Genomic DNA, 15,159 nt, shown 5'->3' with positions numbered 1-15,159 from the left:
GGCTGCGGGCTGCTGCCGATACGTCGGCAATGCAGGAGGGAGAATGGCGCGGCCCGCAGGCTGCGTCGCCGATCAATCCGAAGCGATCGAGCCCGTCTTGTGCAGGCACTGCACGAGCCGCTGCCCCAGCCATGCCATGCACGGGACGGCCATGGAGTTGCCGATTGCTTTGTAGCGCGGAGCATCCGCGGCGGGCTTGCCGCGGTACGGGATCAGCGTGTAGTCGTCGGGCATGCCTTGCAGCCGCTCGCACTCCACGGGCATCAACCGCCGCACCCGCCAGTGCGACCAGTCGCCGGGGCCAGGGTCGTTCCAGTCGTAGCGGAAATGCGCCTCGAAGTCGGGAGCCAGGACATAGGGCTTGTCCGCGCCGCCGCCGCTGGTGCGCAGTGCGCCCGCTACGCTGCCGCCCAGCTCGGCGGCAAGACCCTGCTCGCGGCCGGGCAGAGACACGCAGGCCACCATAGGCACGCCGTAGCCCGGCTTGCCGTTGGACAGCACGGTGCAAGCGACCTGGCCATGGCCCGACTCGAAGCGCACTTCACCGCGGTTGTTCTGCGCGAACGCGATGGCGGGCACGACCCCGGCGTTCGCATGGCTGTTGCGATGGCCGCCAGCGCGCAGCGTCGGCGTCAGGTCGAGCGTGGCATCCGCGCCGCTGCCCTGGGCGGTAAAGGCGATGATCGGAACGCCCTTGCCGGTGCCGTCCTCGCTGCTGCCCTTGCCGTTGTTGGCGGTGTCGAGGGTGTGGGCGATGCTGCCGGCGACCGACTGCACCATGAACGTCTCGGTGCGGATGTCGTGCTTGGGGCCAGCGGCCATCAGGCATGCCGCCACATCGACGGGGCCAATGCCGCCGCTGAATCCGAACGTCGTCGTGACCTTGCCGTAGGGTTGCTTCAGTCCTGCGAATCCTGCGTATCCGCCTGCTGCCTCAGCACCCGGTCCAGCATCGTGGGCAGCTTCTTGCCACGGCGCGCGGCCCGCACAAGAATCCCCGAGCAGGCCTGCGCGCTCAAAAAGTACTTCTGCGGGATCGAGGTCATCTCCACCACTTGCCACAAGAAACACGCGCTTGCGGCGTTGGGCGACACCGAAATATTGAGCGTCGAGCACACGCCAGGCGATGCGGCGGCGGGGTCCAGACACACAACCAGCGTGCGCCCATTTTTCCCCTGGCGGCTGGAGCGCACGGCTTTCTCCGGCCAGTGCCCCCAGGAAATGCCCGAAGGCATTGCTGCGGTCGTTGAGGACGCCGGGGACGTTTTCCCAGACGAGCGTGGCCGCCGGGCGGCGGTCTTGTTGGCGGGTTTGATCGATGGCATTGGCAAGCTCCACATAGGCAAGGGAAAGGGCTCCGCGCGGGTCATCCAGCCCGCGCCGGCTACCTGCAACGCTGAACGACTGGCACGGCGTACCGCCGACCAGGATGTCGGGCGCCGGCACGGTGCCGGCGCGCACCTGGCGGGCGATCGTGGTCATGTCGCCCAGGTTGGGCACGCGGGGGTAGCGGTGGGCGAGCACGGCGCTCGGGAACGGCTCGATCTCGGCGAACCACGCGGCTTCGAGGCCGAGGGGTTGCCAGGCGAGGCTCACGGCCTCGATGCCGCTGCACACGCTGCCGTACAGCAGTGGCGCGGCCTGGGGCGCACCGCGTGGGGTGCGAGGTTGCGGGTTCATGGCGGGTCTCCTGTTCGTGTGGCCCTGGACCGTGTGGCCTGGCCGGACGTTGATTGGCAGGAGAAAGGCGCCGAAGGCCTTGCGGCCTCCGGCTCGGGAGGACGGAACCACCCGTGGGCTGATTGGCAGGCCCGGTCGTCGCTAGAACCGTCCGCTGTCAGCAATCGCACCCGGCGCATGTCGTGGTTGGCGCCGGCATCTTCTGGCGCACATCCGCGCACAAAAGGAGCCCAGTTTTTCGCCGTTGGGCACGGCATCGAATACCGCTGACCACGAAGGGTCTCCGGGTGGCTCGCAGCCTGGCAAGCCATCGGGGGACCCTTCGCAGAGGCGGAAAAATGCAGATCAGCAGAACGCGCGGTAGGCGGTTCGCGGAGAAGTTACCTTCAGGCCCCGCGGCCGGGGACGGCCGGGCGGGACGCGCACACGGACAGGAGAAGGCGTTGCGCGCTGGACGTCCCGCAGGGCGTGCGGGACATGGGCCACGCCGCCGATGGCGGGCACGGCTCTCGGGGAACGGGGTCGGTCAAGAGCCTTTGCGGCCGCTACTGCGCGGGCGCGAGGCACCGCGCTTGGACGCGCCGGAATCGACCGGCAGCGTGCCTTTGCAGTCGGGGTAGCGACTGCACGACCAGAAGGGGCCGGTCTTGCCGGTGCGCTGGCGCGTCGGTGCGCCGCACTGCGGGCAAGCAGGCCCCTGGGGAACCTTGATGGACAGCGAGGTGCTGCCGTACTGCGCGATCAGTTGCGAAATCCATGCGGCCTGCTTGCCGATGAACACGTCCAGGGTGAGTTGTCCGGCCTCGATCATGTCGAGCGCCTGTTCCCACACGGCGGTGGTTCCGGGGTCGGCAATCGCCGCGGGTACGGCATCGATCAAGGTGAACGCCGCATCCGATGCGCGAATGGAGCGCCCCTTCTTCACGATGTAGCCGCGGGTGATCAGCCCGCTGATGATGTTGGCCCGTGTCGCCTCGGTGCCGATGCCGACCGTATCCTTGAGCTTCTGCTTCAGGCGCGGGTCTGTCACCAGCTTGGCGACCCCCTTCATGGATTTGACCAGTTCGCCCTGCGTGTACGGCTTGGGCGGCATCGTCTTGAGCGCTTTGATCTCGGCCTCGGCCACCTGGCACGCCATGCCCTGGCGCAGCGGGGGGAGTACCTGGCTGCGCGCGGCGGCGTCGCCGTCCTCGTCCGCTTGCCGCTCCGCCAGCACCAGGCGCCAGCCCTTGACGACCACCTGCTTTCCGGTGGCCGCCAGCTTCTGCTGGCCGCAGGACAGCTCGGCGACAGTGCGGTCGAACTCGTGGTGAGGGAGGAACTGCGCGAGGTAATGCGCGCGGATCAGGCGGTACACCGCCAGCTCCTTCTCGCTCATCGCAGAGAGATTCGCGGGTTCGAGCGTCGGGATGATGCCGTGGTGGGCCGTCACCTTGCCGTCGTTCCAGGCGCGCGAGCGCTGCGAGCGGTCGAGTTGGCCCATGATCGGGCGCAGCGAGGGATCGGTCTTGAGCAAGCTGTCCAGGACAGTCGGCACTTCCGCGAACATGCTTTCGGGAAGGTAGCCGGAATCCGAACGCGGGTACGTCGTGGCCTTGTGCGTTTCGTACAGGGCCTGGGCGATCTCCAGTGTCTCCTGCACATCCAGTCCAAGCTGCTTGGAACAAACCTCCTGAAGCGTTCCCAGGTCGAACAGCAGCGGCGGACCTTCGCGCACGCGCTCGGTCTCGACCAATACGACCTGGGCGCTGCCCGCAGCGCGGATCTGCTGCGCGGCCTGCTGGGCGATAGGCTGCTGCAGGCAGCGGCCGGCGTCGTCGGTGCAGCCATCGGGCGGAACCCACTGCGCGCTGAAAGCCTGACCGCCCGCGGACAGGGACACGTCGATGGCCCAGAACGGCACCGACTTGAAGGCCGCGATCTCGCGGTCGCGGTCCACGACGAGCTTCAAGGTCGGCGTCTGGACGCGACCGACGGACAGCACGCCGTCGTAGCCGGCCTGACGCCCGAGCACCGTGAACAACCGGCTGAGGTTCATGCCCACGAGCCAGTCGGCGCGTGAGCGCGCAAGCGCCGAGTAGTACATCGGCAGCGTGTCGGATGAGGGCCGCAACTTGCCGAGCGCGGTGCGGATCGACGCATCGTTGAGCGCCGACAGCCATAGCCGCTCGATGGGGCCGCGGTAGCCGCACAGGTCGATGATCTCGCGGGCGATCAGCTCGCCCTCACGGTCGGCATCGGTGGCGATGACCAGATGGGTCGCCTTCGCCAGAAGCGCCTTGACGACCTTGAATTGCGTGGCGGTCTTCGGTTTGACCTCGACCCGCCACTGCTGCGGAACAATGGGCAACTGCTCCAGCGACCAGCGCTTGAGCGTCGCGTCATAGACCTCGGGATCTGCCGCTTCTACGAGATGGCCGATGCACCAGGTAACGGTGACGCCGGAGCCGCTGAGGCAGCCTTCACCGCGCTGCGTCGCGCCGAGAATCCGGCCAATGTCTTTGCCCTGGGAGGGCTTCTCGCACAAAAACAGCCGCATGTCCGTCCATCCGAATTCCGTGGTTCATTGAGTTGCTGGAATCGAGGATGCCGAGCACCACCAGGGGCAGCAGCAAACAAGCCGCATGCGGTGGCGACCACTTTCACGGGATGGAATGGCTGGTACGGGAGTGGCGTGCGGCCGGGAGGGTGCGGTTCGGGAGCCGCGGTTTTCGGGAGCGCGTGGAAGCCGGTGGACGTTGATGGAGCTATCCCCTGGGGATAGCTCGCGAGGGCATGGGGCGACGGACGACTGCCGCCGCCCCATGCTGCATCACTTCCTGCGCTTCGGCTCCTTCGGCGCGGCCGGTTCCTGGGCGGCCAGGGGATTCGGCTGCGTGTCCTGCGTGGTCTCCTGCTGCCTGGGGCTGAGGGTCACGGACTCGATGCGGAACGGCAGGATGCCGACACTGCGCGCGTTGATCTGCCAGGTCTCGCGCGGCTGATCCTCGTTGTCCGTCCAAGGTTCGCGCTCCATCCGGCCGACGACCAGCACGCGCATGCCCTTCTGGTAGAGGTCCTTCCAGTGCGCGGCGTCGCGGTGCCAGATTTCCACCGGCGCCCAGAAGCCGCCGCGATCCTCGAAGTCGCCGCCCTTGGTGGGGACGGGGTTGTCGAAATACACGTTCAGCCGCAGCAGGCGCCGCGGCTCGTCGTTGCCGTTGGGGAACTCCCGGTACTCGGGGGGCGAACCGATGTTGCCCTCGCCAGAAAAATGCGTGCTCATGTTGCAATCTCCGTGGTGGTTGAAATACCCGCACCTGGTCGGTGGCGGGCGCGTGCTGGGTTGCCCGGCGCGATCACCGATCGCGCAGTGCGGGTGGGGTGGACTTGAGCCGGCGCAGGTAGGCGGCTTCCGCCGCGGCGGCCTTGCTGGCGCACTCCTGGGCCTGCCTGCCCAAGGTGTGCAACAGGCTGATCTGCATGTTCAGCGTGATGCGCTGAAGCTCGATGGCGTGCAGGTCGGCCAGCAGGTTGACCGGCGTACTGGTGCTCGCCATCAGCTCCTGCCACAAGGCGACGCCCATGGCCGAGCGGTCGTGCTTGCGCCAGCGAAGAAACGCCGTGCCTGCGCCAGTGGTCTGCTGGGCCAGCTCGATGGAGAGCAGGTGGAAGGGATGCCCGACGGCCTGTGGCAGCACCTGTCGCTGCGCCAAGCCAATCAACTCGTCGCGCATGGCAAAGCACTGGCTGGCCCAATCCTCCAGACTCCCCTTACCTTTAAAAGGAAAAGGTCTTAAAAAGCCTTTTAGAGAGCCTGCGTGTTCCAGCCGCATGAAGGCTGTCTGTTGCAGCGGGCGGAAGTAGCGGGTGTCGGAGGTCGGGTTGCTCATGCCTGCTCGTCCTCGCCGGCCGTCGCTTCGGGAGCCTCGGGGGCGGCAGCCTCGTCGGTGGGCGATGCGGCTGCGGCAGGACCGTCACCGCGCTGCTGCAGGCCACGGCGCACGATGGGCGGCGCGAACTTCGAGCGGCGCGTGCCTTCGAGCACGTCCTGCGGCAACTCGCCGAATTTCTCCAGCGCTGCGCGTGCTGCGGCATTCTTGGCGGCGAAGTCGTCGCGGGTGCAGCCCGAGTAGCGGTACTGCTGCGCCAGGCTGAAAAGACTGCGCAGTGCATGCGCGCCTTCGTTGAGCCAGCGTTCGAGCGTCGAGCGATCGATCAGCGCGGTGTGGTGCGCGAGGATCAGCTTGCGGGCGATGTCGTCGTAGTCGGCGAGCAGATACACCGCGGCAAAGCCGAGCTGCGCATTGACGAACAGCGGCAGCTTGACGGGCTGGACGTTGAGGTTTTCGCCCAGGGTGAGTGCCGGCGGCACGCTCGCCAGGGCCTGGTCCACCTGCTCGCGCAGCGATTGCAGCGTGGTCTTCGTCTGGTCGAGCTTGTCCTCGATGCGCAGCATCCAGAAGTCGCTGTACGGGTCGTCCTGCTCCGAGCCGCGCCGCATCTTGTTCATCTGGGCGATGTAGCCGTTCAGGCCGACGATGCCCGGTCGCCCCTCAGCGGCGGCGCGGCCATGCCAGATGCGCGAGGCGTGGTGCGTGTGCAGCGTCAGCGACATCGCGCTGCGCAAGGAGCCGAGATTCAGTTGCAGAGGTTCGTTGGTCGTTGCCATGGTGTCCGCTCGTTGTTGGAAAAAGAGCGGCCAGCTTCGGCAGGAAGCGGAAGGCAGTCAGTCAACAAACCGAAACCCGCCCGTCCCCGGTTCAGGGCGCGGTGGGTGCATGCGGCGCGAGCTATCCCCAGGGGATAGCTCCATGGAGCGCCAAGGAACGCTGCATGCCCGGATCAAGCGCGGACAAGGCCGATCCCGCGGCGGGCGATCGGGGCTTGGCGTACAGCGGTTCGACGTGTAGCTGTCAGTGGAACTATCCCCTGGGGATAGCTCTACTGGAAGCCACCGGCATCCACTTCACCGCCTTGCAGGCCCGCTCACTTGCTGGCGAGCAGATTGCGCAGTCGCTCGATGTGCTGCTTGGCGACTTCTGGCGGCACAGGCTTGCCCTTCGGCTGGGATGGTGGCGGTGCTGGTGGTGGCCGCTCATTGGGGGGAGCAGGTGCCGACGGCGCGTCTTTCTTGGCCCAGGCGTTGAACTCGCCATGGATGGCCCGCTGGATGATGCCGAACAGATACCCCGCGGGATTACGGATGCCGTGGCTGCTGCATCGCGTGGCCCATTCGTCCAGCACGGCCTGCCTCAGCGAGGCATCGACCTGCTGCAACGCCACCCGCGCACCTGTCTGCTGCTCTGCCTTCAGTTCCGCGAAGCGTTTGGGCCATTGCAGGTCGCCCAGCGCGCGCGCCTGCGCCTGTGCCTGCGCGGTAGTACGTACTTCATTCATACGACTACTACGTACTGTACGGGCCTGCTTCGGATTCCGAAGAGAGGCGTCTGGCGCGGGTTTCGACCCTGCTTCGGATTCCGAAGTGGGGTCATCGGGATTCCGAAGAAAGCTCGTCGGCCCTTCTTCGGAATCGTGAGTGGCATCCTCTTGTGGATAACTTTCGGTCGCCGTGATGCCTTGGGTGGCGAGGCGTTCGGCCAGGACCTGCAGCCGTGACGGCAGCGTGCGGCCGGACAGCAGCGGGTCTTCCTCGATTTCCTTGAGCGTGTTCAGGCCGACCATCTGGACGGCCTTGGCCGAGTGGCCGAGGGACTGGCTGACCAGCGCCAGGTAATCGGCGTCGAGCTGCATCGCTTCAAAGGGCGTCAGCGGCTCGTCGTGCAGGACATAGAGGTTGCCGAGGATGCGGCCGGTCTTGGGGTCGCGGCGGCGCCGCACCAGGCTCAACCATCGGGTGAGGCGCAGCAGCGTCAGGGCTCGCGCCACGGTTTCGTGTGAGGCCTGCCCGGCGCAGGGCATCGACGCCAGCCAGGGCCGAAGCTGTTCATACGTCGGGAACGCCGTCACGCCATCGTCGTTGAGCATCAGCCGGAAGACCTGCCAGGCGTTGCGCTCCAATGGCGTCAGCCGACGGTCGAGGAAGAGCCGCCGCGGTACGGTCTCGTGCCGGTTGCCGCTGAACAGGAAGGCATCGCCAGACGCCGCGCTCGTGGGCATGGCGACAGGCGTGGGTGTGGGCGGGGGCGCATCGGCGTTGGGCTTGGGCACAAGGTCTTTCAGCGCAGCGTCGAACAGGTCTGCGAGTGCGATCGGGCCACGACGTGGTGCGGTGTCGTCCACGGCCATGGTCAACCCAATCCTTGATCGACCCAGCTCTTGATCGAGGCCCAGACCACCGACAAAGGCAGCGACATGCCTTCGGCCAAGTCCATGGCGGCATCGAGGATGGAGGTTTCGTCTTCGAGATCGACGTTCCTGCTGCTGGTCACGGCCTTCCATTGCCGCCACAGCTCCGTGTCCTGCTTCTCGTCCAGCACGGGGTGGCGGCCCTTGCGCTTGGGCAGGCCGAGGATTTCGCGGCGAAGCGCCACTTCCTGGTGGGTCAGTCCGTAGAAGCGGCTGACCATTTCGGTGCTCGCGCCGAGGCGCAGCATGCGATCGACCGTGGCGATCTCCTTCTCCACATCCTGCGCCTGCCTGAGCAGACGCCGGAGCACTTCGCGGTTGACCGTCACCGAGCACCACGAGACGTTGGCGTTGGCCAGCACGCTGATCAGCGCGGGATGCTTGAGGGCGTCCAGCTCTTCCTCGCCAAACCCCATCAGCTTGCAGCGGCGCAGTTGCCCATTGCGCAGGTCATAGAGGGCCTGGGCGATGACGGCCTGGTTGAGTGGGTGTGGTGCGGACATGCTGGTCTCCCTCGGTCACGTTCCAGGGTCCGCAGCGCCGGCGCCCAGTTCGAGCAGACGGCGGGCCAGCCGCAGCAGCCGGAACAGCTTGACCAGTGCGGTGTCGCTCAGTCGCCGGGTTGCGTCGCCTTGTCCGTGCAGCAGCGCCGACAGGTCGATGACGAGTTGCCTGTTATCCAAGCCGACGTCGGCGGGCTGCTGACCGGCCAGGCATGCCAGCAGCGCCAGAACGGCACGGCCCAGCGGCCCCGGGTCTTGGGCGTAGGCACGGCAGGCGAAACCGATGCCGTCTGGACGGTCATCGATGCACTCGTCCAGGCGGGCCTCGCCGGCGATCTCGCGGGCGAATTGCGCGACGTGGATGCGCAGGCGCTCGGGCGTATCCAGGCTCGCGTCGATGTACCAGACATCAGAGATCGGATAGAGCCCGCCTGCCTGTACGGGGATGGACTGCAAGACGTTCGCCGAGAAGTCGGGCGGCAGCTCATCGCCCAACTGGTCGGCGACCATGCGCTGGATGGATTGGAGCCGTTCGGTCGTTGGCGCCGGTGAGACGATGTGATTCTGAAGCAGGTGGTCTTCCGCTGTCGGGCTGGCCGTGCCCGCCTCGTTGGCATCTGCGTCGCTCTCGCGCGTTGAGGTGGGAGACGCAGGGCCTGCAGGCTGCGCTGCCGGTGCAGGCCTTGTGGGCGGCGAGGCGCCGGCAGGTGGGCGCGTGATAACCCCAGGCTCCGGCAAGGCGGGCGGTGTCGAGGATGGCGTCGGATCGCTGACCAGAGCGCGCTGGCGGCTCTCGGATTCGGTCATGTCCAGCGCGAGCACGTCGTAATCGACGCCCAGCAGCTCGGCCATCTGTCCGATCAGCTCGTCCTGTACGCGCTGCGCGGAGAACTCCTCGGCCTGCACATCGAACTGCGACAAGACTTCCTGGAAGAACTCGTCGAAGTCGTGGACCAGCGTGCGGCCCTTGGCGTAGCGCTCCCACGCGAACATGCAGGCCTTGCGCATGACCGACAGGCGTTCGACCTGGTGGCGGCCGAGCCCGCCATAGAGCACGGTCGGGATCGCCGGCAGGAGGTAGCGCACCGCGTCGTTCATCCGGCTGATGTGCGACTGCTGGACCGGGAAGCCATCAGCGGCGAGGCGGCGGGCCAGTTCGGATTGGCTCAGGGCGGCGCCGCTTTCCTGCTCGTAGAACTCGCGCGCCTTCTCGACGCCGAGGGCGCGCTCGATGAACGTCAGGCCCCCACGCAATTCGTTCTCGGCCAGGTGGCCGGTCAGCATCACGACTTCGCCGCGGCTGGGCCACGGCCGGAACAGGCACGATATGCGGAAGAACCGCTCGTCCTTGGTCTCCGACCACAGTTCGCGCAGGATCGCCAGGCGCGTGTTGCCGCCGTTGCGGATGATGTAGTGGTTCTCGCCCGGGCGCCGGGTGATGGCCGGCGCCGCGTCCAGGCCGCGCTCGCGGATCGACGCCTTGATGTCCTCGTAGGCTGGATTGCGCTTCTTCCTGGGATCGTGGTCATAGGGACGCAACTGGTCCAGGGTCACGACCATGGGCGTGTCGGCGATCGGGTCGCTCAAGGCCGACGCGGCCGGGCCGCTGCGCTCGAACCCGGCCGCGAGCAGCTTGCCGGCCATTTGCTGGGAGGTGATCTCAGCCATGGCTGCCTCCCTGCGCTTGGGACCGGGCCTCGCGCTCGGCGCGACGGATCTGCGCCCGGGCATTGAGGGCCGCCCGGTGGTCGCTGGCGGTCGAACTGGTGTAGATCGCAGCGCAGCCGGCCTTGGTGAATTTGAGGTGGCCGCCTGGCGTGCGCTTGACGTGCCAGCCCTCGCCAACGGCGAACTCGATCAGGGCGCGCAGCCGCTTGTGGCCTCGGGCCAACTCATGGGCGTTCGCCATGGGGCCTCCCGGCATCAAGAGGAAATGGCGGGCGGCCGGACAGCGTGACAAATCGGTGCTGCCATTGCGGGAACAGTTCACCAGCGAGGCCGCGCATGGTGTCGAGCGCGGCGGGGGCGACTCTGCCCGGCGGCTGGCGGTACTCGACCCGATGGACCGGCAAACCGCGCGTCGCGGCGCGTGGATAGGCTTCGATGGCCGGCACGTCGGTGGTCAGCACGCGGATGCCGGCGTGGTCCTGGAACAGGTCGCGCAAGGCCTGCTGGATCAGCCGGGCGTTCGCCGACACCGGGTGGACGCGGTTGATGAGCAGGTGCAGCGGTGGCGGCTCGATGCCGAGGTGCCGGTACGGCGCGATGTCTTCAAGCAACTGCATGGTGCCGCGCCGCAGCTCGCGCGCCGCGAGGATTTCCGGGGTCACGGGCGACAGCGCAACGTCGGAGGCGAGCACCGCCATCTCCAGCAGCACCGAGCGCGCGCCCTGGGTGTCGATCAGCACCAGGTCATAGAGGGGAGCCAGGACCGGCAGCAGGTGCCGTAGCCGCAGGCGCCCATCCGGCGCGTGCAGCAGCAAGGTGTTCAACTCGCCCCGGTGGTCGTTGGACAGCACCAGGTCCAGGCCCGAAATGATTGTGCGGGACACGAGCTGGCCGAGGTCGCGCTCGTTGAAGGCCAGCAGCTCATAGATGCCACCAGGCGCACGGTGTCCCAGTTCGTAGTAGGACGACAAGGTGGGCTGCACGTCGAGATCGAGCAGCAGCACGCGCAGCCCCGCGTCGGCGACGAGCCCGCCCAGGTTCGCGGCCGTGGTGGTCTTGCCGACGCCACCTTTCGTTGAAATGATGGATACAACCTGCATGGCGTTCTCCGTGTGAGGATGGAAGGTCCGCGGGAGAACGGGTCAGGCCCGGTTGTTGACGCGCTCGGCGATCCACTGATCGATTTCGATGGAATCCCAGCCGACGGCGCGCACACCCAGGCGCAGCGCCTGCGGGAACTGGCGCTTCTTCATCAGGTTGTAGATGTGGGCACGCTTGAAGCCGGACTTCGCTTCGACTTCTTCCAGACGCAGAATGCGGCGCTCGTTGGGTGGCAGTACAGGTGTTTGCGACATGGCGGTCACTCCTGAACGCTCAGTGGCGTTTGTTGGCGTGACCTCTATTCAATAGACACGGCTGCGGAAAGACATTGCAAATGCAATCTCCGCGACTGCACATACAAGCTGGCAATCCTCAGAGCGTGGCGCTATGCAGCCTGCGCCTGGCCGTGGCGAACTTGCCGTTCAACGTCCGCTCGGCGATCCCCATGACGCCGTGGTGATGGGCGACCAGTGCGCTGACCACAGCCTCCTGCGTCTTGAAGCTGGAGTACGGCGTGCCCGAGGGCGACTGGCCGAGCATCAGCTCCAGCATGCCCCCGATGATGTTCAGGTAGGTGGCCTCGGCCCGATCGCTGATCGGGCACTGCGCGCAGGCGGGAATCACCGTGGACTGCTTGAGCAGCGCGTCGTGCTTGTCCTGCAGCTCGCGAAGTTGGCGCTTGGACTGTTCCAAGGCGGATTTCAGGGCGAGCTGCTCAACCAGCATGGCTTGCCCAGTCTCCAGCGAGATGAAGGGATGGGTGATGCGCTCGCTGCGGGAGAAGAGAAAGCCTGGTCGCTGTTCGGGGTAGTGCTGTCGCATCCAGCGCTTCAGATCGACATGGCGGACGGTGAGATCGAGAGAGTCGATCAGTTCGGTGTCGTGCGTCGTGATGCCGTCCCGCCCGAAGGGCAGCTCCCCATTGAGGATGCCGTCATAGATGCGTTCGGTGTACAGCCGCAGTTCGCCCCAGCGTGGGCAGTCCAGCGAAAGTGGCAGGTTCCGGGGCGACGAAATCGAGGCCAGGATCACCTGCTCGTACCGCAGCAGCCCGGCCCAGCGGATGGACGCTTCGATCGGGCGATAGAACACCTTTGATGTAGGTGCATCATTCTTGTTCTCGTGCATGCTCCGTCTCCTTCCAGGAGAAGAACTACATGGCCGACTCCTTTGCCACCGACCTCATGGCCGGCGTGTTGTCTGTGCAGGAAGCGCCCCCCGAGGGCGGCTTCGTCATTGGGCTTGAGTACCTCTTACGAGTCGGCGCTACTGGTAGCCCTTGTGTGCTCGATGTGTAAAAATTCATCGACTAGAAGGTCGAGCATCAGGACGCAGGCTCGACAGTGACGCTCACGCTATCAGGGTCGTAAGAAGTTGCGGCCCCTGCAAAACCGTCTGGGTATGGCCTGATATGCCAACGGTCTCAAGGGGCACGAAGCGGATGGCAATCGTCATCCAACGTCCAGCCGGACGCAGCGAATGCGCTCCCGTCATGCTCATCCCGGCATCCTGATATATCCATAAAGAATCGCGCGCCGACGCACCATGGCTAGGGTGTGCGTTCTTCCGGCGTGGCTTGCGCAGATGGGCGCCGCGATGCGCGGTGCGCGCCTTACCACGGTGGCATCCGAACTGCCCCGACATCGGAAACCTGCTGCCTAGTCGGCATCGCGGTGAAGATGCGGAAGCAGAGAACGGGATATGGATGGCTAGTTCGAGTCCACGCGGATGGTGATGTGCGGGGTGCGGGTCTGGTGCGCGGAGTGTGCGTCTTTGGACGTCGATGGATTTCTTTGGACGAACTTGTTGCCGGGGACGAAAAACAAGGCTACAATTGAGGTCTTCGCTGGCCACCTCGGCGAAGAAAGTGTTCGGGAAACAACGACTTACGCGCTTAGTAAACGTCTCGTCTCCCGCTCCAACATCCGATCCGCAGATTTCCACCGGAGTCTGCGCATCATTGAAAAAAGGGCCTGCCGGCCCTTTTTTCATTTCCGCGCGATCCCTCTTCACGCGAGATAAGGCAGCCTCGGCGCGGGCACGCGCTCCTGGACCAGGCGCACGCGTTCGACGATCTTCAGGCACGACGCTTCCAGGTGGCGCCGCAAGGCCTCTTGCGCCTGCCCCGTTTCCCCACGCGCCAGCGCTTCCAGCACGTCCAGGTGCTCCTGCATGAACGGATCTTCATTGGGCATGGGCGCGGCGGCGCCCAGCACGTGCTTGCTCAGCGTCAGGACGCAGCGCGTGCGCTGCAGGCTTTCGACAATGCTGTCGTTGGGGCAGCGGCCGATCAGCGCGACATGCAAATCATGTTCCAGCCCGTCCAGCTCGGCTCGGGTCAGGCGCGGATAGCGCGCCTTGGCGCGTCGCAGCCGTTGCGCCATCACGGCAATCTCTTCGGCGGACGCGTCGGCGGCCGCGGCGGCCAGCGCGGCGGGCTCCAGCAGCCAGCGCAGCTGATAAAGGTTGCGGATGCGCCGCTCGTCCAGCGGCGTGACGATCCAGCGCTGGCGCTCGTCCTTGCCCACCAGACCCAGCCCTTCAAGCCGCAGCAGCACATCGCGCGCGGCGGTCCGACCGACCCCGAAGTGCCGCGCTAGCTCGACTTCGTTGAGCCGATAGGCGCCGAACACCGACAGATGGACCACGTCGTGCTCGACCGCGTGGTAGATGTGTTCCCAGCCCTGCGCCTTGCGCACGGGTTCGCTCTCATCGCCCATTCCCAGCATCCCGGGCGTCAGCGGCTGCCGCAAGGGCGTCTCGGATGCGCCGCCCGCCAGCATGCCCCGGCCGTCGAACCGCGCAACCAATCCTTCGTTTTCCAACTCGCGCAGCGCCTGGCGCACGGGGTTGCGCGTGACCCCCAGCAATTCGGACAACGGTCCCTCTAGCAACACCATGCCCGGCGGCAGCGCGCCGCCGGCCAGCGCCTGGCGCAACAGGTCCGCGATACGGGCATAGAGAGGCGTGCTGGCGGGCGTTCCGGGCAAGGAGGATTCGGTGGACATGAACGTATTCGTGGACGGCTTCACTGGTATGCATCGGTTGTGCATCAGACCAAATCGTAAGACAAGCACGCACCCGATATGAAGCAGCTAGGGAAAACGATAGCGCTTATTGCCGACATTGATCGTTTATATTTTTGATCATTGCCGGCAACAACCCTTTATCGACTCCGAGCGCGAGCCTTCCGGGCGGGAAATCATGGACTACGACTTCGACTTCAGCTTCCTGTCCACGCATTGGGATGCCTTCCTGGCCGGCGCGCGCTCGACGGCGCTCATGTCGCTGGCGACGATCGCGCTGGGATTCCTGGCGGGCGCGCTGTTGGCCGTGATCCGCACACAAGGGCCGCCGGCGGCGCGCCGGATCGTCACGGCCTACGTGGATGTGATCCGCAACACGCCGCTGGTGATTCAGGCCTTCTGGCTGTTCTTCGGCCTGGCCTCCCTGCAGGTGCGCATTCCGGCGGTTGCAGCCGCGGTCATCGCCCTGGTGATCAACGTATCCGCGTACACCACGGAAATCCTGCGGGCGGGCATCGAGTCGATTCCCCGCGGCCAGATCGAGGCCGCGTCCTGTCTGGGCATGAACCGCTGGAAGGTCCTGCGCCTGGTGGTCCTGCCCCAGGCGGTGGAACGCATGTACCCGGCGCTCGTCAGCCAGTTCGTGCTGATGCTGCTGGCGACCTCGATCATGTCCCAGATCTCCGTCGAGGAATTGACGTCGGCCGGCTACAGCGTCCAATCCGAGACATTTCGCGGGTTCGAGATCTACCTGGTCATCGCCCTGGTCTATCTCTGCCTGTCCTGGCTGCTGCGCCTGCTGATGGCCAGCCTGGCCCGCGCGGCGTTCACCCGGCAACGCCGGCTTGGCACGCCCCTGTAGCGCCCCACGGCAGTCATCCATCCCCCTCCTG

The 15,159-nt window shown here is 66.2% G+C and carries 15 protein-coding genes; 2 read left to right on the top strand and 13 right to left on the bottom strand.

Annotated features, from left to right (window positions below):
- Positions 1 to 72 precede the first annotated feature (72 nt).
- From C2U31_RS10060 to C2U31_RS10005, 12 genes are all read right to left on the bottom strand, one after another.
- Positions 73 to 1,680, bottom strand: coding sequence for a DNA cytosine methyltransferase (locus tag C2U31_RS10060; RefSeq protein WP_103272722.1), 1,608 nt, complete (start codon positions 1,678 to 1,680; stop codon positions 73 to 75).
- A 526-nt stretch (positions 1,681 to 2,206) separates the two neighbouring features.
- Positions 2,207 to 4,219 carry a DNA topoisomerase III gene (locus tag C2U31_RS10055; RefSeq protein ID WP_103272721.1) on the bottom strand — a complete coding sequence of 671 codons (2,013 nt, stop codon included), beginning with the start codon at positions 4,217 to 4,219 and terminating at the stop codon, positions 2,207 to 2,209.
- A gap of 273 nt (positions 4,220 to 4,492) precedes the next feature.
- Positions 4,493 to 4,945, bottom strand: a complete 453-nt coding sequence (locus C2U31_RS10050) for a single-stranded DNA-binding protein (RefSeq protein ID WP_103272720.1) — start codon at positions 4,943 to 4,945, stop codon at positions 4,493 to 4,495.
- Positions 4,946 to 5,018: 73 nt separating this feature from the next.
- Positions 5,019 to 5,552, bottom strand: coding sequence for a DUF3158 family protein (locus C2U31_RS10045; protein WP_103272719.1), 534 nt, complete (start codon positions 5,550 to 5,552; stop codon positions 5,019 to 5,021).
- Positions 5,549 to 6,331 (bottom strand): PFL_4669 family integrating conjugative element protein, encoded by a 783-nt coding sequence (locus C2U31_RS10040; RefSeq protein ID WP_103272718.1) that lies wholly within the window; start codon positions 6,329 to 6,331, stop codon positions 5,549 to 5,551. Before C2U31_RS10040 ends, C2U31_RS10045 begins: the two co-directional genes overlap by 4 nt.
- A 317-nt stretch (positions 6,332 to 6,648) precedes the next feature.
- The gene (locus tag C2U31_RS10035) at positions 6,649 to 7,908 is read right to left on the bottom strand and encodes an STY4528 family pathogenicity island replication protein (protein ID WP_103272717.1); all 1,260 of its coding nucleotides are present in this window, start codon (positions 7,906 to 7,908) and stop codon (positions 6,649 to 6,651) included.
- Between the two features lie 2 nt (positions 7,909 to 7,910).
- Positions 7,911 to 8,471 carry a DUF2857 domain-containing protein gene (locus tag C2U31_RS10030; RefSeq protein ID WP_003821054.1) on the bottom strand — a complete coding sequence of 187 codons (561 nt, stop codon included), beginning with the start codon at positions 8,469 to 8,471 and terminating at the stop codon, positions 7,911 to 7,913.
- Positions 8,472 to 8,486: 15 nt separating this feature from the next.
- Entirely contained in the window at positions 8,487 to 10,139 is a 1,653-nt protein-coding gene (locus C2U31_RS10025) for a ParB family protein (protein WP_103272716.1), read from the bottom strand.
- The gene (locus C2U31_RS10020; RefSeq protein WP_023907650.1) at positions 10,132 to 10,380 is read right to left on the bottom strand and encodes a hypothetical protein; all 249 of its coding nucleotides are present in this window, start codon (positions 10,378 to 10,380) and stop codon (positions 10,132 to 10,134) included. The genes C2U31_RS10025 and C2U31_RS10020 overlap by 8 nt, the downstream gene beginning before the upstream one ends.
- The gene (locus C2U31_RS10015; RefSeq protein ID WP_103272715.1) at positions 10,364 to 11,239 is read right to left on the bottom strand and encodes a ParA family protein; all 876 of its coding nucleotides are present in this window, start codon (positions 11,237 to 11,239) and stop codon (positions 10,364 to 10,366) included. The genes C2U31_RS10020 and C2U31_RS10015 overlap by 17 nt, the downstream gene beginning before the upstream one ends.
- A gap of 42 nt (positions 11,240 to 11,281) precedes the next feature.
- The gene (locus C2U31_RS10010) at positions 11,282 to 11,494 is read right to left on the bottom strand and encodes an AlpA family transcriptional regulator (protein WP_011347600.1); all 213 of its coding nucleotides are present in this window, start codon (positions 11,492 to 11,494) and stop codon (positions 11,282 to 11,284) included.
- A gap of 118 nt (positions 11,495 to 11,612) precedes the next feature.
- Positions 11,613 to 12,368 (bottom strand): hypothetical protein, encoded by a 756-nt coding sequence (locus C2U31_RS10005; protein WP_103272714.1) that lies wholly within the window; start codon positions 12,366 to 12,368, stop codon positions 11,613 to 11,615.
- 29 nt (positions 12,369 to 12,397) lie between these two features.
- Here C2U31_RS10005 and C2U31_RS30480 point away from each other — a divergent pair, with 29 nt between their 5' ends.
- Positions 12,398 to 12,538 (top strand): hypothetical protein, encoded by a 141-nt coding sequence (locus C2U31_RS30480; RefSeq protein ID WP_158658331.1) that lies wholly within the window; start codon positions 12,398 to 12,400, stop codon positions 12,536 to 12,538.
- 711 nt (positions 12,539 to 13,249) lie between these two features.
- Here the strand turns inward: C2U31_RS30480 and C2U31_RS10000 are convergent.
- Positions 13,250 to 14,248 (bottom strand): GntR family transcriptional regulator, encoded by a 999-nt coding sequence (locus C2U31_RS10000; protein ID WP_158658330.1) that lies wholly within the window; start codon positions 14,246 to 14,248, stop codon positions 13,250 to 13,252.
- Between the two features lie 196 nt (positions 14,249 to 14,444).
- Between C2U31_RS10000 and C2U31_RS09995 the strand changes: the two genes are divergently transcribed.
- Complete coding sequence (locus C2U31_RS09995) at positions 14,445 to 15,128, top strand: amino acid ABC transporter permease (protein WP_103272712.1); 684 nt, start codon at positions 14,445 to 14,447, stop codon at positions 15,126 to 15,128.
- Positions 15,129 to 15,159: the final 31 nt, after the last annotated feature.

It is taken from the genome of Achromobacter sp. AONIH1, assembly GCF_002902905.1.
Taxonomy (GTDB): Bacteria; Pseudomonadota; Gammaproteobacteria; order Burkholderiales; family Burkholderiaceae_B; genus Achromobacter.
The sequence above is the reverse complement of the archived record's forward strand: the minus strand, read 5'-3'. Positions and strand labels throughout refer to the sequence as shown.